The following is a 24,718-nucleotide window of genomic DNA, read 5'->3' as shown; positions in this document are numbered from 1 at the left end:
GACGTTGTCTTTATAGGCCGGATAAGGCGTTAACCGCCATCCGGCACATAAAAATCAAAACGGAAACAGCATCGGGATCATCACCACGCACACCACCATCACAATGATGGTAAACGGCACGCCAATTTTTACGAAATCGCTAAAGCTGTAGTTACCCGGCCCGAGTACCAGTGTGTTTACTGGTGAAGAAACTGGCGTCATAAAGGCTGCGGAAGCCGCCATCGCAATCACCATAGCAAAAGGATACGGCGAAACGCCCATCGACTTTGCTGCCGCCAGCGCAATCGGCGCCATCAGTACCGCCGTCGCGGTGTTAGAGATAAATAACCCAATGGTCGCGCACAGCACAAACAGACAGCCCAGCATCATATACGGACCGTACCCACCACCAATGTCCATTAGCCCTTTAACCACCAGATCGACACCGCCCGTTTTCTGTAATGCCAACGCAAAGGGCATCATTCCGATAATCAAAATAATACTTGGCCAGTGAATGGCTTTATAGGCGCTTTCGGCATCGATGCAGCGGAATTTTCCCATCAGCAAACAGGCGATAATCGCGGCAACCGTATTAGGGATTTCATCAGTGAGCATTAACGCGACCATCAACACCAGACAGAAAATCGCATGCGGCGCCTGGCTGTGAGCCGGAGAAGCTTCACTGACTTCCACGGGCATGTTCAGCACCACAAAATCGCGTCCTTTTTGTCCCAGCAGCGTGATAAGCTTCCAGTTACCCACCACCAGAATAATATCGCCCATCAGCAGCGGCTCATTGACGACCGCCCCGGCCAGCGCCGCACCATCACGCTTTACTCCGACGACATTCAGCCCGTAACGCGTACGAAAAGCGATTTCCCGTACCGTTTTGCCGATCAATTCCGATTCAGGGATCAATGAAATCTCGGCCATACCCACATCAAGCGCCTGCTCGGAGAAGTATTCACCGCGCAGAACCATCGGCTCCAGCAGTTGCTCGCTGCAAAATTCACGCAGGTCAACGTCGGCCGCGGACATATCAATCAGCAACACATCACGGGCGCGAAACTCAGAAACCCCGTTTACGTCGACTATCACACGGCGAAAACGCCGCCAGCGTTCAACACCAATCACGTTTGCCCCGTAGCGCTCACGCAATTTCAGGTCATCCAGACGTTGGCCAATCATGGGAGAACCCGGGCGAATCGCCAGGCGACGGGCACGCCCTGTCAGGCGGTATTCTTTAATCAGATCGCGAAAGGTCCGGCGCTTCCAGCCGTCTCCCGACTGCCTGGAGTCTTCGCCTTTCAGCATAAAACGCATCAGCAGCATATAAATTATGCCGAGCACCAACACCACCAGTCCCAACGGGGTTACGCTAAAAAAGCTAAAACCATTAAGCCCTTCACGTAAAAGTTCACTGTTGACGACCAGGTTTGGCGGCGTTGCCACCAGCGTCATCATGCCGCTTATTAATCCGGCAAAGCTCAGCGGCATCATCAGGCGTGAAGGGGAAATTTCCATGCGCATGGAAACGCTTAAGACAACCGGAATAAAGATGGCGACCACACCGGTCGAACTCATGAATGCACCGAGTCCGGCTACGGTTATCATCAGCAACACCAGCATTTTCACTTCACTGCTGCCGGCAACCTTGACCAGCCAGGCGCCCATTACCGTCGCCACCCCGGTACGCACCAGGCCGTCGCCAATAATGAATAAAGCCGCTATCAAAATAACGTTAGGATCGCTGAATCCGGAAAAAGCCTCTGTGATACTCAATGTTCCACTCAGAACAAAGGCAATAATGACCAGCAAAGCGACCGCGTCCATACGCACTCTGCCAGTTGCAAACAAGACGACGGCAATCGCCAGCAATGAGAGAACCCATATCAATTCACCGTTCACAACATATCCTTGTTAAATGAGAGGGATGGACTGATTCTGCCATAAAAAAGCCCCAACAATCTGGGGCTAAATCATGATCAGGTATTTCTTATAACGACCACATTTCCGTTGGGTTGTTTGGTCACAGAAATATGTTCCAGACTGGTCAGCGAAAAATCCACCTCGTCCAGACGCGGCGTATCCGCTGGCGCGTTAACCGCGATGACATGACACCCAGCTGCCAGTCCTGAGAGCACCCCGGCGGGGGCATCTTCCACCACTGCACATTCCTGCGGTGCCAGGCCCAGAAGCTGAGCGCCTAACAGATACGCGTCTGGTTCTGGTTTCCCTCTTTTTACCCGCTCGGCGGTGACAAACACTTCAGGAGCAGGAAGCCCAGCAACACGATGGCGCGCCCGTGCGACCGGCATGGAGCCGGAGGTCACAATCGCCCATGGGATACCCGCTTTATTGAGATGGTTGAGTAAATCAACTGCCCCCGGCAGCGCGGTGATCCCGGCGGTTTCCGTCGCTTCGATCTGCTCCAGACGGGTAAACTCCGCGGCGATCTCTGCCTCAGATTTGCCCACCATAAAGTGTCGCAGGGAGGTAATGGCCTGCTTGCCATGAATAAAGCCGAGTACCTCGGCGTGATCGAGGCCGAAGCGATCGGCCCAGTTGCACCACGCACGCTCTACTGCGGGTAAGGAATCGACCAGCGTTCCATCCAGATCAAACAGAAAACCTTTGCACTGCACGCTCGCCCCCTCAGGCATTAATGATTTGGTTAATTTCATTCGCGCTCAGGTGATACTGACGCGGGCAAGAGTGCCAAACATTCAGCATACGCTGATATTTTTCCCACATTGGGGTCTGGGCGTTGAAGCCATGCGTACCCGCATCAAAGTGGGTGTAACGTCCTTCCACATTGACCATAAAACGAACGTACCCGAGGAAACGGGCTTCCGTTGCGGCGTCAAAACCGAGGAAGGTCACGCGACGCTCATCAATAGCCTGTGCATCCTTAAGATTAGTCCAGGACACATGTAATGCGTGATACATCTCCATAATATCGATAATCGTACGACAGGTTTCTTCCGTCAGCTCACCAAACTCACGATCCAGCTCACGCATCTGCAAGCCGTAACCGCGTTCAATAATCGTCTGCAAACGACGATAACGCTCGGCGTTAGTTGGATCGAGCATAGTCATCATTTTGTACTGATTCGACAAAATCAGACGTTGAGCGTTGGTCATTTCCATTTGGGACTCCTGTATCACTACTACTGCGATGAAAAAAAAGAAGGCATCTTGTGCCTTCTTTTATATGCGTAATCAGGGGTCAATTACAAATCATCAAGGAAAGTTTTATCCAGTTGTTTGAAGGCGCGCTTAAGCGTGTCAGCCAGCGCCTGGTAATCCGGCTTTCCTTCTACCGGAGAGAGCGCCTGCCCGGCCTCTTGCAATTTACCCCGAACTTCGTAGAACCAGTTGAGTATTGAAGGCGGCAGTGGCGTTACGGAACGTTTTCCCAGCCACCACATCCCCTGCATCGGCAGGCTAAGCGCAAACAGCGCAGTCGCTACGGCCGGGCCCAACTGCCCCCCTAACGCAATTTGCCAACATAAGGTGAAGACGGCGATAGGCGGCATAAAACGAATCGCGTAACGCGTCATGCGGATCACGCGATTCTCAACAAACACAGGCGCAAGGCGCTTTTCCATTGGCCACGTCTTTGCATAGTGCTGCCCCCGGCGAAACAAGCTAAAAAAATTGACGGAGCGATTATCCGGTGTCGACATGGCGGTTACCTCAACTTCACATATAAAAATTAAAAAATTTGTGCAAAACAACAACTACAAAGGACATCGTTCAAAACATTTTGTCTTTGATACCCACATTCAGGTATCCTGTGCCGGCCTGTAAGGCCTGTAGTCCAAAATCATTGAGTCGTCAAATTGGCATACATTATGCCATTGCCTGAAAAATACGCAAAATGACATAGACTCAAAGGTATTTATTCCATCGTGCCCAAAAAGACTATGGCGCATGATGTTAATCATAAACGTCGGTGTCATCATGCGCTACGCTCTATGACTCCCTGACGTTTTTTTAGCCACGTATCATAAATAGGTACTTCCATGTCGAGTAAGTTAGTACTGGTTCTGAACTGCGGTAGCTCCTCACTGAAATTTGCCATCATCGATGCAGTAAACGGTGAAGAATACCTCTCTGGTTTAGCCGAATGTTTCCATCTCCCAGAAGCACGTATCAAGTGGAAAATGGACGGCGGTAAACAAGAAGCGGCTTTAGGTGCAGGCGCCGCTCACAGTGAAGCGCTGAACTTTATCGTTAACACTATTCTGGCACAAAAACCAGAATTGTCTGCGCAATTGACCGCTATTGGTCACCGTATCGTACACGGCGGTGAGAAGTACACCAGCTCCGTGGTTATCGATGATTCTGTTATCCAGGGCATCAAAGATTCCGCCTCTTTCGCACCGCTGCATAACCCGGCTCACCTGATCGGTATCGCAGAAGCGCTGAAATCCTTCCCGAATCTGAAAGACAAAAACGTGGCTGTATTCGACACCGCGTTCCATCAGACTATGCCGGAAGAGTCTTACCTCTATGCTCTGCCGTACAGCCTGTACAAAGAACACGGCGTACGTCGTTACGGCGCACACGGTACCAGCCACTTCTTCGTCACTCAGGAAGCGGCAAAAGTGCTGAACAAACCGGTTGAAGAGCTGAACATCATCACTTGCCACCTGGGCAACGGCGGTTCTGTATCTGCTATCCGTAACGGTAAATGTGTTGATACCTCCATGGGTCTGACCCCGCTGGAAGGTCTGGTGATGGGTACACGTTCCGGTGACATCGACCCGGCGATCATCTTCCACCTGCACGACACCCTGGGCATGAGCGTTGACCAGATCAACAAAATGCTGACCAAAGAGTCCGGCCTGCTGGGTCTGACCGAAGTCACCAGCGACTGCCGTTATGTTGAAGATAACTACGCTACTAAAGAAGACGCTAAACGTGCAATGGACGTTTACTGCCACCGTCTGGCGAAATACATCGGTTCTTACACTGCTCTGATGGATGGTCGTCTGGATGCAGTTGTCTTCACCGGTGGTATCGGTGAAAACGCAGCGATGGTTCGTGAACTGTCTCTGGGCAAACTGGGCGTTCTGGGCTTTGAAGTTGACCACGAACGTAACCTGGCCGCACGTTTCGGCAAATCTGGTTTCATCAACAAAGAAGGTACCCGTCCTGCGCTGGTTATCCCAACCAACGAAGAACTGGTTATCGCGCAAGACGCGAGCCGCCTGACTGCCTGATTTCACACCGCCAGCCTAGCTGGCGGTGCTGTTTTGTAACCCGTCTAAATTGGCGGTAACGAAAGAGGATAAACCGTGTCCCGTATTATTATGCTGATCCCTACCGGAACCAGCGTCGGCCTGACCAGCGTCAGCCTTGGCGTGATCCGCGCAATGGAACGCAAAGGCGTTCGTCTGAGCGTCTTTAAGCCGATTGCTCAACCGCGTGCCGGTGGCGATGCGCCAGACCAGACTACCAGCATCGTCCGTGCTAACTCTTCTCTGCCAGCCGCTGAGCCGCTGAAGATGAGCCACGTTGAATCTCTGCTGTCCAGCAATCAGAAAGATGTGCTGATGGAAGAGATCATCGCGAACTACCACGCGAACACCAAAGACGCTGAAGTTGTACTGGTTGAAGGCCTGGTCCCAACCCGTAAACATCAGTTCGCACAGTCTCTGAACTACGAAATCGCGAAAACGCTGAACGCGGAAATCGTCTTCGTTATGTCTCAGGGTACCGACACCCCGGAACAGCTGAACGAGCGTATTGAACTGACTCGCAGCAGCTTCGGCGGCGCGAAAAACACCAACATTACCGGCGTAATCGTTAACAAACTGAACGCACCGGTTGATGAGCAGGGCCGTACTCGCCCGGATCTGTCCGAGATTTTCGACGACTCTTCCAAAGCGAAAGTGATCAAAGTTGATCCGGCTAAACTGCAAGAATCCAGCCCGCTGCCGGTTCTGGGTGCGGTGCCATGGAGCTTCGATCTGATCGCTACTCGTGCAATCGATATGGCGCGTCACCTGAACGCCACCATCGTTAACGAAGGCGATATCAACACCCGTCGCGTGAAGTCTGTGACTTTCTGCGCTCGCAGCATTCCGCACATGCTGGAACACTTCCGCGCAGGCTCCCTGCTGGTAACTTCCGCAGATCGTCCTGACGTGCTGGTTGCAGCATGCCTGGCAGCCATGAACGGCGTGGAAATCGGTGCCCTGCTGCTGACTGGCGGCTACGAAATGGACGCGCGCATCACTAAGCTGTGCGAACGTGCATTTGAAACCGGCCTGCCAGTATTCATGGTGAACACCAACACCTGGCAGACCTCTCTGAGCCTGCAGAGCTTCAACCTGGAAGTTCCGGTTGACGATCACGAGCGCATTGAGAAAGTTCAGGAATACGTTGCTAACTACATCAACGCTGACTGGATTGAATCCCTGACTGCGACCTCTGAGCGTAGCCGTCGTCTGTCTCCGCCAGCGTTCCGTTACCAGTTGACCGAGCTGGCGCGCAAAGCGGGCAAACGCGTTGTTCTGCCGGAAGGCGACGAACCGCGTACCGTTAAAGCGGCAGCCATCTGTGCTGAACGTGGTATCGCAACCTGCGTACTGCTGGGTAACCCGGATGAGATCACCCGCGTTGCGGCCTCTCAGGGCGTTGAACTGGGCGCTGGCGTAGAAATCGTTGATCCAGATGTGGTTCGCGAAAGCTACGTTGCTCGCCTGGTCGAACTGCGTAAAAACAAAGGGATGACCGAAACCGTTGCCCGCGAACAGCTGGAAGACAACGTGGTTCTCGGTACCCTGATGCTGGAGCAGGACGATGTTGACGGTCTGGTTTCTGGTGCAGTACACACCACCGCGAACACCATCCGTCCGCCGCTGCAGCTGATCAAAACTGCACCGGGTAGCTCCCTGGTGTCTTCCGTGTTCTTCATGCTGCTGCCGGATCAGGTTTACGTTTACGGCGACTGCGCGATCAACCCGGATCCGACTGCAGAGCAGCTGGCAGAAATCGCGATTCAGTCCGCTGATTCCGCAATTGCCTTTGGTATCGAACCGCGCGTAGCGATGCTCTCCTACTCCACCGGTACTTCTGGTGCAGGTAGCGACGTAGAGAAAGTTCGCGAAGCAACCCGTCTGGCACAGGAAAAACGTCCTGACCTGATGATCGACGGTCCGCTGCAGTACGACGCCGCCGTTATGGCTGACGTAGCGAAATCCAAAGCGCCTAACTCTCCGGTTGCAGGTCGCGCTACCGTGTTCATCTTCCCGGATCTGAACACCGGTAACACCACCTACAAAGCGGTACAGCGTTCTGCCGACCTGATCTCCATCGGGCCGATGCTGCAGGGTATGCGCAAGCCGGTGAACGACCTGTCTCGTGGCGCGCTGGTAGACGATATCGTCTACACCATCGCTCTGACCGCGATCCAGTCTTCCCAGCAGCAGCAGTAATAATCAAATACGCTCTCTAAACCGAAACCTAAATGGTTTCGGTTTTTTTATTTATGTTTTCTTAAAAAGAGTAAAGTGTAAAAAATAGCACGAGAACCTCATTACAATACAATAAACTAACCATCTGAAAAATAATAAAAAAATATTAGCCGTTAGAAAATTACATTTACACCAGTTATTAAATTCATCGCACAAATGCATTATAGAATTTATATTCAACATATAATATAGATAAGTCAATCATTAAACTGTTACCATTGCATAAATTATAAATATTCATTTCTTGAATCAGGATAATTTAAATGCGACATTTATTTTTCTCTCTTTCTCTCCCATTTACCTTACTTTTTATCGCACCGAACGCTCTGGGCGCCTGTGGTTTTATGATTGGCTCTGCCAGTAGCCTGAATGTGGACGCAAAAGTAACAATTACTACCGCATCCACCAGCCAGACTCTTCTTCCAAATCAAACGAATATTCTACCAGGCACATTAGCGTACCCTGTCTCTTACTGGGGACGTAATCAGAATAAAGTGTCCAAAACAATTATATTCAAGCCCGAAAGTTCAGAATTCACAGCAGACCCTAATAATCCCAAAGGCTGGCTTGTCGACAGTTCCGTCCCTGGTTTTTATTTTACACTCTCCGCAAACCTGCCTAATCCGAATGGTGTCACCTGGGGTAACTTCTCCCCCGCGATGCCAATCTGGTTATCGAATGACGCCACAATTAATCAATCAACCCCCGCAAATGGTTCTTGGGGCTGTGCCAGCGACAATGAAGACACTCATTTTGAAGATCGAAGCATGACCTTTTCTCTGAGTTTCTATACAACCGCTGATTTTAGTCCTGCCAAAGCAGCGGGAAAACAACTCCTGACATCACTCAAAAGAGCAGGCACGCTGGAAAACTCACAGGATAGTGGCGGGGAATTTCAAATTTCCCTGATGGGACCAATTGCTATTTCATCCGCGAGCTGTACCAGCTTTAACGCCGATAAAAAGGTAGACCTGGGAGAATTGTACGCTTCTCAGGTCAGAGCTGATCCACAAGGTGAATTTAATAAGACACCATTCCAAATCACACTCAGCAATTGCTATGCTAAACCGAGCTTGATAATGAATTTATCAAATAACCCTGTAAAAAATAATTTATTAGTAAACACAAATGGCAACGCGGGCGGTATTGGTGTTGGATTGGGATATAACACGACGACAACCAGTGAACGCCTTGATATGACAAAAGCAGTAACGATAGACGCTGCAAATATGAATTATACCGGCGAGAGTGGAAATGGTGTTTTAAATATGTATGCCTTTCTAAGTGCTACCGATAAAACTCAGATATCCGCTGGTTCTGTAGATATCAGTGCCGTTATCACATTGACTCAGCCATAGAGTCCTCATTCCATACGATGCCTGTAAACAATAAAAGCCGCATATGCGGCTTTTATTAGAGACTGTGACACATCATTTTGTCTCTTCCGCCACCGCGGCTTCATTTTTTGCGTTGCGAGTCATCCACAGCGCCAGGGCTTTCAGGGAGTCCGGTGTAAATTCGTCGCAGCGCGCGGTAATTTCTTCCGGTGTCAACCAGCAAACTTCACTGACCTCATCTTCCTGAAGCGCAAACGGTCCGTGGGAAACGCAGCTAAACAACCCGCCCCATACGCGACAGTTCTGGTCTTCAAAGTAAAACTGACCATGCTCGGCAAACGGCACGCCCGCAATCCCCAGTTCCTCTTCTGCTTCACGACGCGCTGATTCCAGCATCTGCTCGTCAGCCTGAACAACACCGCCTGCGGTGGCATCCAGCATGCCGGGCAAAAAATCTTTTGTCTCAGTGCGACGTTGAACCAGAATTTTGCCCATACCATCATGTACAACGATATACGTTGCACGATGGCGTAAGCGTTGCGCCCGCATTTGTTCCCGGCTGGACTGTGCAATGACTTCGTTGTCTTCATTCACAATATCCACCCATTCAGTACTTGCCAAACGACGCTGTTCCACCATCAGGAAACCTTCTTTTTTCTGGCGCTCTTACGGCGCGTTTATGTTTGTGGGGTAAATTACGGATTAATCTCGATCTGTGCAATAACACTTTGATCATTGAGTGCCATTACGCTGAGAACATTATCATCCAGAATCCCGTAACTTGCCGCAAAGCCCCCTTTAGGGATGCTTACCGAGCCGGGGTTGAAGTGATAAGCCTCCCCTTGCCGCTCAGCAACCGGCAGATGAGTATGCCCATAAACCAGAACATCGCCCGCATTGAGCGCCGGCATATTTTGCGGGCCAAAAAGATGTCCGTGCGTCAAAAAGAGTCGCTGGTTTTCTGTCAGAATTTGCTGCCACGGCGCGGTCATCGGAAAATGCAGGAGCATCTGATCCACTTCGCTGTCGCAATTACCACGTACCGCGATAATCCGCGCTGCCAGCTCATTCAGCCGCTCTGCAACCTGCGCAGGTGCATAGCCTTCTGGAAGCGCATTACGCGGCCCGTGATTTAAAACATCACCCAATATCACCAGCCATTGCGCACCGCTTGCGTTAAACAGCTCGAGCACGCGTTCCGTGGCTGGCAACGAACCATGAATGTCCGATGCGAACATCAGTTTCATCACTCACTCCTCGTTGAAAAGTACCTTGTAATGATACTGGATTACGGCCCGTTTTTCAGCAGGAACGCTTCGCTGAAAGCGCGATAAAACGCTGGACTGAAGCGCGCTGCCACTGGAAGGTGGCGTATTCTGCAAGCGCTTCTGGAACCTCATCGCCGTTAAGGACCAGACGATTAAGCATTAGCGCTAAATCACAGTCGGCGATACACCATTCGCCAAATAAATTCTGTTTACCGTGGCTCAGTAAACTGCCAGCAGTGGCGAACAATTTTTCCGCACTGGCTTTCCCTGCGTCACTCAACGGAGCTTTCTTTACGCCAGCAAATACCACATCTGTTGAGCGTTCTTCACGGATAGGCATCAGATCGCTGCGGATCCACGCCTGAACCTGGCGCGCCCGCGCGCGCTTTTGTACATCGTGTGGATAGATACGCTCCCACTCTGGCGGCGCAAAGCTCTCTTCCAGGAATTCCGTAATCGCTGATGATTCGCTCAGTTCAAAACCATCGATCTCAAGAACCGGTACACGGCGCGTCAACGCGTACCCTTGCCATGAAGGTTGCAAATGTTCGCCGCTGTTGAGGTCAACGGTTTTCAGCGTGAAAGGTAGCCCCTTCTCTTGCAGAGCGACATAAACAGACAGCACGTAAGGGGAGAAAAAATTGGCATCTGACCACAGCGTAATTGCAGGTTTGCTCATAATGTCCTCTGAAGTGTATTGGCTTGCTTTCAAAATATAGAGTCTTTCTCTCGCTGTCACTTGATGAAAACTCACGCACGCCAACAGGCTCTATACTTGTTATGACCCGGTTCATGACAAAACGGATGCTGAAAATGATCGATCTCTATTACACGCCATCGCCAAACGGTCACAAAATTACGTTGTTTCTTGAAGAGGCGCAGCTGCAATACCGTCTGATTCATGTTGATATCAGCAAAGGTAGCCAGTTTCGCCCCGATTTTCTGCAGATCTCGCCGAACAATAAAATCCCGGCCATTATCGATCATGCGCCGGAAGATGGCGGAAGGCCCATCAGCCTGTTTGAGTCCGGTGAAATTTTACTCTACCTTGCGGAGAAGAGCGGTAAGCTGCTGAGCGGTGAGTTGCGTGAGCGCCACATCACGCTTCAGTGGCTGTTCTGGCAGGTCAGCGGGCTGGGCCCCATGCTGGGGCAGAATCATCATTTCAGCCACTACGCCCCACAAACGATCCCCTACGCTATTGAAAGGTACCAGGTTGAAACCCAGCGCCTGTACAACGTGATGAATAAACGCCTGGAAACGTCACCCTGGCTGGGAGGCGATCACTACAGCATTGCCGATATTGCCTGCTGGCCGTGGATCCACGCCCATCAGCGCCAGCGCATCGACCTCGACAACTACCCGGCGGTCAATAACTGGCATGAACGCATCCGCACCCGTCCCGCTACGGAACGCGCCATGCAGCAAGCACAGAGTGAGAAGCGGTGACGCGATTCGGTTCTCGTGTATCATGCAGAGGTTCATACATGGAGGAAACCTGCAATGTCACAACCTGACGCTATTATTCGTATAAAAAACCTTCGTCTGCGCACCTTTATCGGCATCAAAGAAGAGGAGATCCTTAATCGCCAGGATATCGTCATCAACATTGCCATTCACTATCCGGCAGACAAAGCCCGTACCAGCGAAGATATCAACGACGCGCTGAATTATCGCACTATCACCAAGAGCATCATTGCCCACGTGGAGGGTAACCGCTTCTCATTGTTAGAAAAATTAACTCAAGATGTGCTCGATATCGCACGCGAACATCACTGGGTCACTTATGCTGAAGTAGAGATAGATAAACTTCACGCATTGCGTTACGCCGACTCAGTATCAATGACGCTGAGCTGGCAGCGCTAAAACGTAACCCGGGAGGCGATATGCAGATTCTGATTACCGGTGGTACTGGCCTGATTGGACGTCATCTGATCCCCTGCCTGCTGGAACTGGGGCATCAGATAATCGTAGTGACACGTACTCCTGATAAAGCGCGTCAGATTCTCGACTCTCGGGTCACGTTGTGGAAAGGACTGGAAGAGCGGCAACATCTCAATGACATTGATGCCGTGATTAACCTTGCCGGAGAGCCTATCGCAGATAAGCGCTGGAGCGCACAGCAAAAGGAACGTCTGTGCCAGAGCCGTTGGGGCATTACGCAGAAACTGGTCGATTTAATCAATGCCAGCGAGACGCCGCCCACGGTGTTAATCTCCGGTTCCGCTACCGGTTACTACGGCGATTTGGGCGAAGTTGTGGTTACGGAAGAAGAGCCACCGCATAACGAATTTACCCATAAGCTATGTGCCCGCTGGGAGCAAATTGCCAGCACTGCGCAAAGCGACAAAACCCGCGTGTGTATGCTGCGTACCGGCGTAGTACTGGCCTCAGCAGGCGGCATTCTGGCGAAAATGGTCCCGCCGTTTCGTCTTGGCTTAGGAGGTCCGATCGGTAACGGACGCCAGTATATGGCCTGGATCCATGTTGATGATATGGTCAACGGAATTATCTGGCTGCTGAATAACGATCTGCGCGGTCCCTTCAATATGGTTTCGCCATATCCGGTACACAATGAGCAGTTTGCCCACGCGCTGGGACACGCTCTGAACCGCCCTGCCATTCTGCGCGTTCCCGCCACCGTTATGCGACTGCTGATGGGAGAATCATCAGTACTGGTCCTTGGTGGACAACGTGCATTGCCCAAGCGCCTGGAAGCGTCCGGTTTTGCATTTCGCTGGTACGATTTAGAAGAAGCGCTGGCGGATGTCATCCGATAACCCCTAAGCGCTATTCACAGTCGCCGTTGTGGTGATAAGGTTATAGACCAGATTTCCGCAATGGCGACGTTATGGCGATAATATCGACACCCCGACTTACCCTCTCTTTGTTTCAATTTTCTGACTGGTCTTTTTTCCAGAAACTCCGTGAATGTCCCGAAGTCATGCGCTATATGGGCGATATCGCCCCGGCGAAAGATACGCGTCTGTTATTCGCCAGACGTCTGGCCGCACAGCACACTTTCGTCATCCGCGAACATAACAACCCAACGCCGCTCGGCGATATTGGTTTGCAAATCAGCCATCTTTACCCGCAGGAAGCCGACCTCGGCTACGCCGTCATGCCACAGGCTCAGGGGAAAGGTTTTGCCAGCGAAGCCGTCCGCGCGGTGTGCCAGTATGCCTTCGAGCATGCAGGTGTGACGGCGATAAATGCATACGCGCTGGCGGATAATAAGGGTTCAATCCGTATTCTGGAAAAGACGGGCTTTGTACGTACGCAGGTACTGGAAAAGGCGTATGAGATTGACGGCATCGCGTACGACGACTGGGTGTATCGTCTGGAGTCAGATGCGCTAAAATTGTAGGCCCGGAAAGCATAACGTCTCCGGGCTGTTGGCTTACTTCAGTGAACCTTTAAGGAACTGCTGCAAGCGTGGGCTTTGCGGATTACCGAATACCTGTTCCGGGTCACCCTCTTCCTCAATTTTCCCCTGATGCAGGAAAATCACGTGCGTGGAAACATGACGGGCAAACCCCATTTCGTGGGTCACCACCACCATGGTTTTCCCCTCCTCGGCCAGCTGTTGCATAATGCGCAGCACTTCACCCACCAGCTCAGGATCAAGTGCCGACGTGGGTTCATCAAACAGCAACACTTCCGGCTCCATCGCCAGCGCACGGGCAATGGAAACACGCTGCTGCTGACCACCGGACAGATGCACCGGATATTTGCCCTGTGCGCGCTCATCTATGCCCACTTTAGCCAGATACTTCACCGCACGGTCGCGGGCTTCCTGCTTGCTCAGCCCCAGCACCTGAATCGGCGCTTCCATGACGTTTTCCAGCACCGTCATGTGGCTCCACAGATTAAAGTGTTGAAAGACCATCGTCAGACGCGTGCGCAGCAGGCGCAACTGATTTTTGTCCGCAACCTTCAGCTGGCCGTCTTTGTCGCGCACCAGACCAATGTTCTGACCACTGACGACAATCGACCCCGCGCTTGGTTTCTCTAGAAAGTTAATGCAGCGCAGGAAGGTACTTTTACCGGAACCTGACGAGCCAATAATGCTGATAACATCACCCGCGTTGGCCTGTAGCGATACCCCTTTCAGCACTTCATGTTCGCCGTAGTGCTTATGTAAATCGATAACGTTTAATTTATTTTCAGACATCGTGTTACTCGAATCATTTAGAGGATACATGCTGCAACCAGCGTTTTTCCGCTCTACGGAACAGACTGATCAGGACATACGAAATAATCAAATACAGTACAGCGGCAATACCGAAGGCGGTAAATGGCTGATACGTTGCCGAGTTGATATCGCGAGCGATTTTCAACAAATCTGGCACCGTTGCCGTAAATGCCAGCGCCGTGGAGTGCAGCATTAAAATGACTTCATTACTGTAAGCCGGCAGTGCGATACGCAGCGCGGAAGGCAAAATAATGCAGCGATACAGTTTGAATGACGAGAACCCATATGCGCGCGCAGCCTCAATCTCACCGTGAGGCACGGAACGGATAGCCCCGGCGAAAATCTCCGTGGTATAGGCGCAGGTATTCAGCGTCAGCGCCAGCACGGTGCAATTCAGCCCGCTGCGGAAAAACGCGTTGAGGAAATCCGTGCCTTTAACTATCTCCAGCGTATACATCCCGGAATAAAACACCAGTAGCTGAACGTACAGCGGCGTCCCACGAAAAATATAGGTGAACAGCCAGATGGGAAACTGGATAAATTTATTACTGGAAACGCGGCCAATCGCCAAAAACAGCGCCAGTATTCCGCCCATCACTACTGACGAAATCAAAAGCCACAGGGTGATAGCGACGCCAGTGTAGCGATATCCGTCGGTCCACAGCAGGGACTTCCAGTATTCCTGAATAATCTCAATCACAGGTCAGCCCTCTTCACACCCACGGAATAGCGGCGCTCAAGGTACAGCAGCACACCATTAGAAACAGTGGTAAACACCAGATAGATGACCCCGCACACGACGGCAAAATAGAACGGCTCCCAGGTACTCTTCCCGGCAAGCTGAGTCGCTTTCACCACGTCTTCAAGTCCAAGCAACGATACCAGCGCCGTAGCCTTAAGAATAACCTGCCAGTTATTACCGATTCCCGGTAAGGCATAACGCATCATCGCCGGGAACATAATGCGACGAAATATTTGTGAGCTGGTAAAGCCAAACGCCGTTGCGGCTTCAATATGGCCTTTTGGTACAGCCATAAACGCACCGCGAAAAGTTTCGGTAAAGTAGGCACCGTAGATAAATCCAAGGGTGATAATGCCCGCAACCATCGGATCGATATCAATCTGGCCGATACCGATTGCATCAGTAATGGTATTCAGCGCGATTTGTAATCCGTAGAAGATGAGCAGCATTAAGACCAGATCGGGCACGCCGCGGATTAGCGTTGTGTACCCTTCGAAAATAAGCCCCATTGCCCGGCTTTGCGACAGCTTTGCTGCTGCGCCGACAAGACCTATCAGAACCGCCAGTACCACCGAGCTGAGTGCCAGCTCCAGCGTAACAATTGCGCCCTGTAAAATAACACCTGAAAAGCCATACAACATGCTGCCTGTCCTGTCGTGTGTGGTGGAGTAGTAAGCCTCTTTTGATTTCAGACTAACCGTTAAATGCCGGATGGCGGCGTTGCCTTATCCGGCCTACAAAACCACCGTAGGCCTGATAGGCGCAGCGCCATCGGGCATAAATTCAACGCGTCAAAAATCTACGGGCTTTATCAGCACCTGCGGTAATTAACCGCCGTAAACATCAAAATCGAAGTACTTTTTCGCCAGCTTCTCGTAAGTACCGTCAGCTCGCATTTCGGCAAAGGCTTTGTTCAGCGCTTCGCGCAGCTCGTTATCGTCTTTGCGCAGCCCCATACCGGTACCCACGCCGAATAACTTCTCGTCTTTCACAGACGGGCCGCCGAATTTGTAATCTTTACCGACTGGCTGTTTCAGGAAGCCTTCGCTGGCCGCGACTTCATCCTGGAACGCGGCGTCAATACGCCCGGCAGTCAGGTCAGAATAGATATTGTCCTGCCCCTGATAAGAGACAATCTCAATACCTTTTGGCGCCCAGTGTTCGTTGCCGAACGTTTCCTGGGTGGTGCCCTGCAGCACACCAACACGTTTACCTTTCAGCGACTCAATGGTCGGCTGAATAGCAGAATCTTTAGCGACAACCAGACGCGAATCGGCTGCATAAAGCTTGTCGGTAAAAGCGATTTCCTGCTGACGCTTTTCAGTAATGGAAAGCGAGGACATGATGGCATCGATTTTCTTCGCTTTTAGCGAAGGGATCAGCGCGTCCAGCGGGTTTTCCACGAAGGTACATTGCGTATTGATACGTTTGCACAGCTCTTTAGCCAGATCGATATCAAAACCGACTAATTCACCCTGTGCATTTTTCGATTCGAACGGCGCATAAGTAGGATCGGTACCGATACGAATTTTTTGCGGAATGGCTGCAAATGCTGCGGTAGCACTGGAGAAAGCCAGAACCAAAGAAAGAGACAACACCAGTTTTTTCATAACTATCCTCAACAGACTGTCTTTTATAGGGGATCTTTACAGGACCAGGTGCAGTTATCGTGCCATTAATCAGGCCGACAAGGCAAAGCATTCTACCCTGTCGGCGGTATTTATTTGCATGAAAAGCGCTTAAGTATGCACTCATGCTTGTTAAGTCAGCGATAAAAGCACCATAACAGTGCACTGCATTTATTATGCACCGTAATGGTTACCCGCAATGGTGCAGTCAATTCCCCACGTCGCTGTATTAATCGCCGTAGACATTAAAATTAAAATATTTGCTCGCCATTTTGTCGTAGGTGCCGTCTTTACGCAGTTCGCCCAGCGCTTTGTCGAAAGCGGCTTTCAGCTCTGCATCATCTTTGCGCAAGCCAATCCCGGTTCCGTCACCAAAGTATTTTTTATCTTTCACCGACGGGCCGGCAAAAGCGTAATCCTTACCAGCAGGCTGCTTGAGGAAGCCTTCGCTGGCCGCAACTTCATCTTGCAACGCCGCATCCAGACGACCTGCTGTCAGGTCAGAATAGATGAGGTCCTGGTTCGCATAGGCCACCACATCCACGCCTTTGCTGCGCCAGTTGTCATTGGCATAGGCTTCCTGAGTAGAGCCTTGCAGGACGCCAACGTGTTTACCCTTGAGGGAGTCCAGAGTCGGTTGAATTGGGGAACCTTTCGCGGCGATCAGACGTGAGTCTGCAGCGTAAAGTTTGTCTGAGAACGCAATCTCTTGCTGACGCTTCTCGGTGATAGAAAGCGAGGAGATGATGGCATCAATTTTTTTCGCTTTCAGCGACGGGATCAGCGCATCAAAGTCGCTGGCAACCCAGGTACATTTGATTTGCATACGCTTGCACATCTCATTTCCCAGATCGATATCAAAGCCGACAAAATCGCCTTTGGCATCTTTAGAGGAAAAAGGAGCGTACGTTGTATCTGTACCAATACGAACCGTCTGCGGAAGTGCTGCGTAGCTGGCCGCGGTGGCGGAGAGTCCTACCAGCAAAGACAAAGCAAGAACCGTCTTCTTCATACATAACCCTCAAGTGGCGTAATTTTATTATGTTTTACGTTGTGTTGTGTGTTTGCAGACTTTTTCATGCAGGTCTTATGCCATTTTCGCGTCGATGAGGATATTCGACGTTAAATATGTTAATAAAACGTTGCAATGATGTCCTGATTTTGAAGATAGCAGGTCTGACGGTTGAACCGCAGCGTTTCGTTGAGTTTTAACGAATTAAATGTTGAGGATATGATCGCGGTTACAAAATTGCCCTGAAACAGGGCAACAGATGATTCTTTGCACGCTGATGGAACGGCTTACGCCCCTTGCCAGCGGGTGAACAGGTCCTGCGGAAGAGTAATATCAAACTGGTCAAGCACGCGATTAACCGTTTGATTAATCACATCATCGAGCGTTTGCGGACGATGATAGAACGCCGGGACAGGTGGCATAATCACCGCCCCAATTTCTGCCGCCTGCGTCATCAATCGCAAATGCCCCAAATGCAGCGGCGTTTCGCGTACACACAGCACCAGCGGACGACGTTCTTTCAACACCACATCTGCCGCACGGGTAAGCAACCCATCGGTGTAACTGTGGACGATGCCAGAAAGCGTTTTGATTGAACAAGGCAGGATAACCATTCCGGCGGTCTGAAAAGAGCCGGAGGAGATACTGGCGGCGATATCACGTGTATCGTGATTCACATTTGCCAGCGCCTGCACGTCGCGCACAGAGAGGTCCGTTTCAAGTGCCAGCGTCTGCCGGGCAGCGGCACTCATCACCAGATGGGTTTCCACATCGGTAACGTCACGCAAAACCTGCAGCAGGCGCACACCGTAAATTGCCCCGCTTGCGCCAGAAATACCAATGATGAGTCGTTTCATGTGTAATCGCCCTTACTTGTTCAGGGCCGACTTTGCAGGAAATTACGGTGAGTTGCAAGCAAGGGTGCAGGTTGCGCCCTTGCTCGCGAGCAAACATTAACCTTCGTTGTGCATCTCAAGGTTTTCCGCTTCGTTCTGACGCAACACCGCTTTGGCATCGTCATTACGCAGGGAGTCGAGGAAATCGAGATACTGCTGGTCGACGTCTTTAGTAACGTACACCCCGTTAAACACTGAACATTCAAACTGCTGAATATCCGGGTTCTCAGCACGGACAGCTTCAATCAGATCGTTCAGATCCTGGAAGATGAGCCCGTCTGCGCCGATTATCTGGCGAATCTCGTCCACTTCACGACCATGTGCAATCAGCTCCGTCGCCGTAGGCATATCGATGCCATAAACGTTCGGGAAGCGAATTTCCGGGGCGGCAGAGGCCAGATAGACCTTCTTCGCTCCGGCTTCACGCGCCATCTCGATAATCTGTTCTGAGGTGGTGCCGCGCACGATGGAGTCATCTACCAGCAGCACGTTTTTATCACGGAATTCCGCACGGTTAGCGTTCAGCTTACGGCGCACAGATTTACGACGCAGCTGCTGGCCCGGCATGATAAAGGTACGGCCCACATAGCGGTTTTTCACAAACCCCTGACGGTACGGCTTACCGAGAATGCGGGCAATTTCCAGCGCGATATCGCAGGAGGTTTCCGGGATTGGGATTACTACGTCGATGTCCAGATCTTCCCACTCACGGGCAATTTTTTCGCCAAGCTTAGTCCCCATATTCACACGGGCGCTGTAGACGGAAATTTTGTCGATAAAGGAGTCAGGACGTGCGAAGTAAACGTATTCAAACAGACACGGATTGCTCACCGGGTTATCAGCACACTGACGGGTAAACAGCTGGCCTTTTTCGGTGATGTACACCGCTTCGCCAGGTGCAACGTCGCGCAGGAATTCAAAGCCCAGCGTATCCAGCGCTACGCTCTCAGACGCCACCATATACTCGGTACGGCCATCGCCAATATCGCGTTTGCCCATTACCAGCGGACGAATACCGTTAGGGTCGCGGAAGGCAACCATACCGTGACCGATAATCATCGCCACGCAGGCATAGGCGCCGCGAATTTGGCGATTGGTTGCCGCAATGGCCGCAAAAATATTGTCGGCTTCCAGCGGGTAATGGCGGAAGTTATCCAGCTCGCTGGCGAAAATATTCAGCAGAATTTCAGAATCTGAAGTGGTATTGATGTGGCGGCGCTTTTCTTCAAACAGCTTTTTACGCAACTCATGCGCGTTGGTCAGGTTGCCATTGTGGGCAAGCGTAATGCCATACGGTGAGTTGACGTAAAAAGGTTGAGCTTCGGAGGCGCTGGAGCTGCCAGCCGTTGGGTAACGCACATGACCGATGCCCATATTGCCCTGCAAACGCTGCATATGGCGCGCTTCAAAAATATCGCTCACCATTCCGTTTGCTTTACGCAAGCGGAAGCAGTTGTTGGCATCAATGGTGATGATGCCCGCAGCATCCTGACCACGATGCTGGAGCACCGTTAACGCGTCATAAATCGACTGGTTTACCGGCATAACACCGGCGATACCGACAATACCGCACATACGTCTTTTCCTCGTTCAGCAACGACCCAAAGTTTATACTTTGGGCAAGAAACTTGACGAGCTTTGCAGATAGTCAAAGAACCATCTGATGATGAAACTGAACTGCGGGATCAGCTGCGACTTACCCCAGTCTTCACTTTTCGACAGACCGGTAAAGGTATCGAGAAAGAACAGTATGGCGGCGACGATCAACGCTCCACGCAAAGCACCGAAGCAGATCCCCAACACCCTGTCGGTACCCGACAGTCCTGTTTTCTCTACCAGTTGGCCTATCACAAAATTAACGATAGCGCCGACGATAAGTGTCGCGATGAACAGTATCGCGATAGCAATCCCATTTCGAACCAGTTCGTCTTCAAAGCCCGTAAACCAGACAGACAGGTAAGTGTAGTAATGGCTGGCGACAAAGAAAGCACAACCCCAAGTCACCAACGATAATGCTTCACGAACAAAGCCACGGATCAGGCTAACCAGACAGGAAAAACCAATCACCGCGATAATGGCGTAATCAATCCAGACCATATGTGTCCCACGATTTTACGCCCTGTCGTCCTGTTCGGGGCGCATTCTAACAGAAAAAGAAAACGTTTGCGTAGGGATTTCCTTTCCACGCGTAAATAAAAATGGCGCTGAAAAAATCTTCAACGCCATACGATTTTATGCCTCTTCGGGCACTGCCGGATGGCGGTATAAACACCTTGTCCGGCCTACTTCAGAGCAACGTAACGCAATCCCTTAGTTAGGGGTATACCCCATCACCACCCCACTCAAACCAGAGATCTTCTGCAGCTCGCCCAGCGAGTTCTTCAGCTTATCTTTGGAGGCGTCAGGCCCTACGAGAATGCGGGTTATTTTACCCTGCACCGGCGTTGACGGGGAAGTATATACCCGGAAGCCCGCGCCACGAAGTTTACCCACGATCTCATTGACCTTATCCGCGTTTTTCAGCGCACCGAGCTGTACAACGTACGCTTTGCCGGTTGGGGCTGGCGCTTCCTCAGCGGCCGGTTTCGGCGCTGGAGTCGGTGCCGGCGTTGGCGTGACAGCAACAGGCTGCGGCTTCGGTTTAGGTTTCGGTGGTTCCACAGGCGCAGGGACAGGATCTAACTCCGCGCTGTTTGCCGTCGTCAAACGCGATGGATCCAACGATGGCGCGGCAGCATCACCCGCACGCACCTCTTCTGCCGCCCCTTCCGGCGGCTGAGTCGGCAGCGCCTGCGTTGCTGCAGGCATCATGTCTGGTTCATCGCGATCGCCGGGTTTAGGCACCAGTGGGATCGCAGCAAATTCATCCTGATAATGTTTTTTCTGCCCGTCAAGCAGCCCGGGAAGCACAATAACCCCGAGTGCGACCAGCACAATTGTGCCGACTAATCGATTCTGAAACTTACTCGCCACCGCTTCTCCCCACGTCTATTACTTCCATGACATGTGCGACAGTGTGAAAGGATCCACACACCAACACGGTATCTTCTGGCTTCGCCTCAGCAAGTGCTGCAGACCATGCCTGCGCCACGCTGTCATAAGCGTTGCCTTTGCCCAGGTGCTCCAGCAACTGTTCCGCCGTTGCACCACGCGGCCCTTCCAGGGGCGCACAGTACCAGTCGTCAACCACGCTTTTCAGCCAGGCCAACGTACCGGCAATATCTTTATCATGTAGCATACCGATAACCGCAAGTACACGCCCGCTTTTCACTAACTTTTTCAGGCGTCCGGTCAGATACTCCGCCGCATGCGGGTTATGGGCAACATCAAAAATCACCCGCGGCGACTCGCTCACAATCTGGAAGCGCCCCGGTAAAATCGCTTGTTCGATACCGTCACGAATAGCCTGCTCGCTGACGTTAAGGCCGCTTGCGCGCAGTGCGGCCAATGCCGTTGCGGCGTTAGGTTGTGGCACATGCGGCAACGGCAGGTGCGCCAGCGTTCCATGAGCATCCGTAAACGACCAGTCGTTCTCCGTGACCGCATAGCGCCAGTCCACACCGCAACGCTGCAAAATCGCCCCGCACTCCTGAGCGACATCCGCGATGGTGTAAGGCATTTCCGGTTCGCCGACGATGGCCGGTTTCTCTGCGCGGAAAATGCCCGCCTTCTCACGACCAATACTTTCGCGATCCGGACCCAGCCAGTCAGTATGGTCAAGCGCAATACTGGTGACTACTGCGACATCGGCATCGACGATATTTGTGGCGTCAAGGCGGCCGCCTAATCCCACTTCCAGAATAACGACATCCAGTTGGGCCTGTTTAAACAGCCAGAGTGCCGATAACGTACCGTATTCAAAGTAAGTCAGGGAAATGTCACCCCGTGCGTCTTCAATCTCAGCAAACGAGGCGGTATGGGCTGATTCCGGCAGTTCACGCCCCTGTACGCGTACGCGTTCCGTGTAGCGCACCAGATGAGGCGAACTGTACACCCCAACTTTATAGCCTGCCGCAGTCAGCACAGATTCCAGCGTACGACAGGTTGTGCCTTTCCCATTGGTTCCCGCCACCGTAAAAACAAATGGTGCAGGTTTCAACACACCCAGTTTACGCGCCACCTGGCTGACGCGTTCAAGGCCCAGATCAATGGTTTTACTGTGCAGGTTTTCCAGATAAGAAAGCCACGACGCCAGGGGCGACGCGGCTTGAGGGATACGTTTATTGTCCATGATGCCTGTAGATTCTTTACGTTAAGAAAAGCAAAAGGGCAGCGCCAACCGGCCTGCCCTTTTTTACACGTCGTTTTCCACGTTGCAGATGCGTTGGCTGTACTCGCTCTCCCGAATCGCTTACCGGTGTAAGCTCATCGGGATCAACACTCTTGTCGCCTGCCTGCAACCCGAAACCCATAGCGTAAACTATCAGGCCTCTGGTTCCTGATCGGGAACCGGAGGTACCACTTCGCCTTCACGCGGCTCATCCGGATTCGGCGCAGGAAGATTCATCAGCTTCGCCAGGATACTTGCCAGTTTCAGGCGCATTTCCGGACGGCGGACGATCATATCGATAGCGCCTTTTTCAATCAGGAACTCGCTGCGCTGGAATCCCGGCGGCAGTTTCTCACGTACGGTTTGCTCGATAACACGCGGACCCGCGAAGCCGATCAATGCTTTCGGTTCTGCAATGTTGAGATCGCCCAACATCGCGAAACTTGCGGAAACACCACCCATTGTTGGGTCGGTCAGTACAGAAATATACGGTAAACCGCGTTCCTGCATTTTCGCCAGCGCAGCAGAGGTTTTCGCCATCTGCATCAGAGACATCAGCGCTTCCTGCATACGCGCCCCGCCAGAAGCGGAGAAGCAGATCATTGGGCAGTTATCTTCCAGCGCCTGCTCAACGGCACGGACAAAACGCGCGCCGACCACAGAGCCCATGGAGCCGCCCATAAACGCGAACTCGAATGCCGCAGCAACGACCGGCATACCGTGAAGCGTGCCTTTCATCACCACCAGCGCATCTTTCTCGCCGGTTTCTTTCTGCGCAGAAGCCAGTCTGTCTTTGTATTTTTTGGAGTCACGAAACTTCAGCACGTCTTTCGGCTCAAGCTCGCTACCCAGTTCCACAAGAGAACCTTCATCTAACAGGCTATGCAGGCGATTGCGCGCCGACATGCGCATATGATGGTCACACTTCGGACAGACCTCAAGATTACGTTCCAGCTCAGCACGGTATAAAACCTGACCGCAGCTATCACACTTGGTCCACACCCCTTCAGGAATGCTTGCCTTGCGGGTGGGAGTAATGTTGCTTTTAATTCGTTCAATCCAGCTCATTGGTGACCTTTCTGCCTGAACCCTAGTCAGCTTTGTTATAAGGGACGCATAATGCCATTTTTGCCCCTAACAGACCATGAATGTTGCACATTAAAACATAACAGCCCGAAACTTTGGATAAAAAAGTGGTCGAACCGCTGAGTTACTTTCTATTTTGCAGCCCGTGACGCAGCACGCTTATGGCGAATTACTTCAATCACCCCCGGCAATACGGAAAGGACGATAATCGCCACAATCAATAATTTCAGGTTTTCCTGGACGATCGGCAGATCGCCGAACAGGTAGCCTGCGTAGGTGAACAACAATACCCAAAGCAGTGCACCTACGACGTTATACATCGCAAAGTGACGGTAGGACATATGTCCCATACCGGCAACAAACGGCGCAAATGTACGCACGATAGGCACGAAACGCGCCAGGATAATCGTCTTACCGCCATGACGCTCGTAGAACGCATGGGTTTTATCCAGGTAGCTGCGGCGGAAAATTTTGGAGTTCGGGTTACTGAAAAGTTTTTCCCCGAACAATCGGCCAATCGTGTAGTTCACCGCATCGCCCACAATCGCCGCCACAATCATCAGTGCCACCATCAGATGAACATTGAGATCGTTGGTTGGCAGCGCAGAAAGCGCACCTGCAACAAACAGCAGCGAGTCACCAGGCAGGAATGGTGTCACCACCAGCCCGGTTTCACAGAACAGGATTAGAAACAGAATGGCGTATACCCAGATACCGTATTCCGCAACCAGCTCCGCCAGGTGCACATCAATGTGCAGGATAAAATCGATAAGAAAGTAAATCAGGTCCATAGTTTTGCCTTTATACGACTCAAA

Annotated in this window: 26 protein-coding genes; 7 read left to right on the top strand and 19 right to left on the bottom strand. The window is 51.7% G+C overall.

What is annotated here, in order from left to right; all coding sequences use genetic code 11:
• Positions 1–54: 54 nt before the first annotated feature.
• From OGY83_RS22985 to yfbV, 4 genes are all read right to left on the bottom strand, one after another.
• Positions 55–1,887 carry an SLC13 family permease gene (locus tag OGY83_RS22985; RefSeq protein ID WP_286636980.1) on the bottom strand — a complete coding sequence of 611 codons (1,833 nt, stop codon included), beginning with the start codon at positions 1,885–1,887 and terminating at the stop codon, positions 55–57.
• Between the two features lie 77 nt (positions 1,888–1,964).
• Positions 1,965–2,642, bottom strand: coding sequence for a sugar phosphatase (locus OGY83_RS22980; RefSeq protein ID WP_008785348.1), 678 nt, complete (start codon positions 2,640–2,642; stop codon positions 1,965–1,967).
• The gene (locus tag OGY83_RS22975; RefSeq protein ID WP_003028086.1) at positions 2,635–3,129 is read right to left on the bottom strand and encodes a YfbU family protein; all 495 of its coding nucleotides are present in this window, start codon (positions 3,127–3,129) and stop codon (positions 2,635–2,637) included. Before OGY83_RS22975 ends, OGY83_RS22980 begins: the two co-directional genes overlap by 8 nt.
• Positions 3,130–3,212: 83 nt before the next feature.
• A complete protein-coding gene (gene yfbV, locus OGY83_RS22970) occupies positions 3,213–3,668 on the bottom strand; it encodes a terminus macrodomain insulation protein YfbV (RefSeq protein ID WP_003028087.1) in 456 nt (151 codons plus the stop codon).
• Between the two features lie 339 nt (positions 3,669–4,007).
• Here yfbV and ackA point away from each other — a divergent pair, with 339 nt between their 5' ends.
• From ackA to OGY83_RS22955, 3 genes are all read left to right on the top strand, one after another.
• A complete protein-coding gene (gene ackA, locus OGY83_RS22965) occupies positions 4,008–5,210 on the top strand; it encodes an acetate kinase (protein WP_003834770.1) in 1,203 nt (400 codons plus the stop codon).
• A 75-nt stretch (positions 5,211–5,285) separates the two neighbouring features.
• Entirely contained in the window at positions 5,286–7,430 is a 2,145-nt protein-coding gene (gene pta / locus OGY83_RS22960; protein WP_008785351.1) for a phosphate acetyltransferase, read from the top strand.
• A gap of 302 nt (positions 7,431–7,732) precedes the next feature.
• Positions 7,733–8,827 (top strand): hypothetical protein, encoded by a 1,095-nt coding sequence (locus tag OGY83_RS22955; RefSeq protein ID WP_286636979.1) that lies wholly within the window; start codon positions 7,733–7,735, stop codon positions 8,825–8,827.
• Positions 8,828–8,899: 72 nt separating this feature from the next.
• On the opposite strand, the gene yfcD is transcribed toward OGY83_RS22955, so the two are convergent.
• From yfcD to yfcF, 3 genes are read right to left on the bottom strand one after another with little or no spacing between them, the layout of a single operon-like run.
• Entirely contained in the window at positions 8,900–9,445 is a 546-nt protein-coding gene (gene yfcD / locus OGY83_RS22950) for an NUDIX hydrolase YfcD (protein ID WP_123267620.1), read from the bottom strand.
• A gap of 56 nt (positions 9,446–9,501) precedes the next feature.
• Positions 9,502–10,053, bottom strand: a complete 552-nt coding sequence (gene yfcE / locus OGY83_RS22945) for a phosphodiesterase (RefSeq protein WP_286636978.1) — start codon at positions 10,051–10,053, stop codon at positions 9,502–9,504.
• Between the two features lie 55 nt (positions 10,054–10,108).
• Positions 10,109–10,753 carry a glutathione transferase gene (gene yfcF, locus OGY83_RS22940; protein ID WP_191235016.1) on the bottom strand — a complete coding sequence of 215 codons (645 nt, stop codon included), beginning with the start codon at positions 10,751–10,753 and terminating at the stop codon, positions 10,109–10,111.
• Between the two features lie 134 nt (positions 10,754–10,887).
• Here yfcF and yfcG point away from each other — a divergent pair, with 134 nt between their 5' ends.
• From yfcG to OGY83_RS22920, 4 genes are all read left to right on the top strand, one after another.
• Positions 10,888–11,523: a GSH-dependent disulfide bond oxidoreductase gene (yfcG, locus tag OGY83_RS22935; RefSeq protein WP_286636977.1), complete on the top strand. Its 636-nt coding sequence runs from the start codon at positions 10,888–10,890 to the stop codon at positions 11,521–11,523.
• Between the two features lie 54 nt (positions 11,524–11,577).
• Positions 11,578–11,940, top strand: a complete 363-nt coding sequence (gene folX, locus OGY83_RS22930; RefSeq protein ID WP_003028107.1) for a dihydroneopterin triphosphate 2'-epimerase — start codon at positions 11,578–11,580, stop codon at positions 11,938–11,940.
• 20 nt (positions 11,941–11,960) lie between these two features.
• Positions 11,961–12,854 (top strand): TIGR01777 family oxidoreductase, encoded by an 894-nt coding sequence (locus OGY83_RS22925; protein WP_286636976.1) that lies wholly within the window; start codon positions 11,961–11,963, stop codon positions 12,852–12,854.
• A gap of 71 nt (positions 12,855–12,925) precedes the next feature.
• Positions 12,926–13,441, top strand: a complete 516-nt coding sequence (locus OGY83_RS22920) for a GNAT family N-acetyltransferase (RefSeq protein ID WP_286636975.1) — start codon at positions 12,926–12,928, stop codon at positions 13,439–13,441.
• A gap of 33 nt (positions 13,442–13,474) precedes the next feature.
• Here the strand turns inward: OGY83_RS22920 and hisP are convergent, their stop codons facing one another.
• From hisP to OGY83_RS22860, 12 genes are all read right to left on the bottom strand, one after another.
• A complete protein-coding gene (gene hisP / locus OGY83_RS22915) occupies positions 13,475–14,248 on the bottom strand; it encodes a histidine ABC transporter ATP-binding protein HisP (protein WP_003028114.1) in 774 nt (257 codons plus the stop codon).
• Between the two features lie 13 nt (positions 14,249–14,261).
• Positions 14,262–14,969 (bottom strand): histidine ABC transporter permease HisM, encoded by a 708-nt coding sequence (gene hisM, locus OGY83_RS22910; RefSeq protein WP_043017063.1) that lies wholly within the window; start codon positions 14,967–14,969, stop codon positions 14,262–14,264.
• Positions 14,966–15,652, bottom strand: coding sequence for a histidine ABC transporter permease HisQ (locus tag OGY83_RS22905; protein WP_003028118.1), 687 nt, complete (start codon positions 15,650–15,652; stop codon positions 14,966–14,968). Before OGY83_RS22905 ends, hisM begins: the two co-directional genes overlap by 4 nt.
• Before the next feature lie 186 nt (positions 15,653–15,838).
• Positions 15,839–16,621 (bottom strand): histidine ABC transporter substrate-binding protein HisJ, encoded by a 783-nt coding sequence (gene hisJ / locus OGY83_RS22900; RefSeq protein ID WP_003028120.1) that lies wholly within the window; start codon positions 16,619–16,621, stop codon positions 15,839–15,841.
• A 247-nt stretch (positions 16,622–16,868) separates the two neighbouring features.
• Positions 16,869–17,651, bottom strand: a complete 783-nt coding sequence (gene argT / locus OGY83_RS22895; protein ID WP_006683634.1) for a lysine/arginine/ornithine ABC transporter substrate-binding protein ArgT — start codon at positions 17,649–17,651, stop codon at positions 16,869–16,871.
• Positions 17,652–17,938: 287 nt separating this feature from the next.
• Positions 17,939–18,508 (bottom strand): UbiX family flavin prenyltransferase, encoded by a 570-nt coding sequence (locus OGY83_RS22890; protein ID WP_003028125.1) that lies wholly within the window; start codon positions 18,506–18,508, stop codon positions 17,939–17,941.
• Positions 18,509–18,604: 96 nt separating this feature from the next.
• Positions 18,605–20,122 (bottom strand): amidophosphoribosyltransferase, encoded by a 1,518-nt coding sequence (gene purF / locus OGY83_RS22885; RefSeq protein ID WP_003028127.1) that lies wholly within the window; start codon positions 20,120–20,122, stop codon positions 18,605–18,607.
• 33 nt (positions 20,123–20,155) lie between these two features.
• A complete protein-coding gene (cvpA, locus tag OGY83_RS22880) occupies positions 20,156–20,644 on the bottom strand; it encodes a colicin V production protein (protein ID WP_003028129.1) in 489 nt (162 codons plus the stop codon).
• A gap of 213 nt (positions 20,645–20,857) precedes the next feature.
• Positions 20,858–21,520 (bottom strand): cell division protein DedD, encoded by a 663-nt coding sequence (gene dedD / locus OGY83_RS22875; RefSeq protein WP_286636974.1) that lies wholly within the window; start codon positions 21,518–21,520, stop codon positions 20,858–20,860.
• Positions 21,510–22,778, bottom strand: coding sequence for a bifunctional tetrahydrofolate synthase/dihydrofolate synthase (gene folC / locus OGY83_RS22870; RefSeq protein ID WP_286636973.1), 1,269 nt, complete (start codon positions 22,776–22,778; stop codon positions 21,510–21,512). Before folC ends, dedD begins: the two co-directional genes overlap by 11 nt.
• 192 nt (positions 22,779–22,970) lie before the next feature.
• The gene (gene accD / locus OGY83_RS22865; protein WP_079939916.1) at positions 22,971–23,885 is read right to left on the bottom strand and encodes an acetyl-CoA carboxylase, carboxyltransferase subunit beta; all 915 of its coding nucleotides are present in this window, start codon (positions 23,883–23,885) and stop codon (positions 22,971–22,973) included.
• Between the two features lie 149 nt (positions 23,886–24,034).
• Positions 24,035–24,694, bottom strand: a complete 660-nt coding sequence (locus OGY83_RS22860) for a DedA family protein (protein ID WP_003028140.1) — start codon at positions 24,692–24,694, stop codon at positions 24,035–24,037.
• Between the last annotated feature and the right edge of the window lie 24 nt (positions 24,695–24,718).

The sequence above is a fragment of the Citrobacter sp. Cpo090 genome, from assembly GCF_030332665.1.
Lineage (GTDB): Bacteria > Pseudomonadota > Gammaproteobacteria > Enterobacterales > Enterobacteriaceae > Citrobacter > Citrobacter portucalensis.
This window is presented reverse-complemented; position numbering and strand designations above follow the sequence as displayed.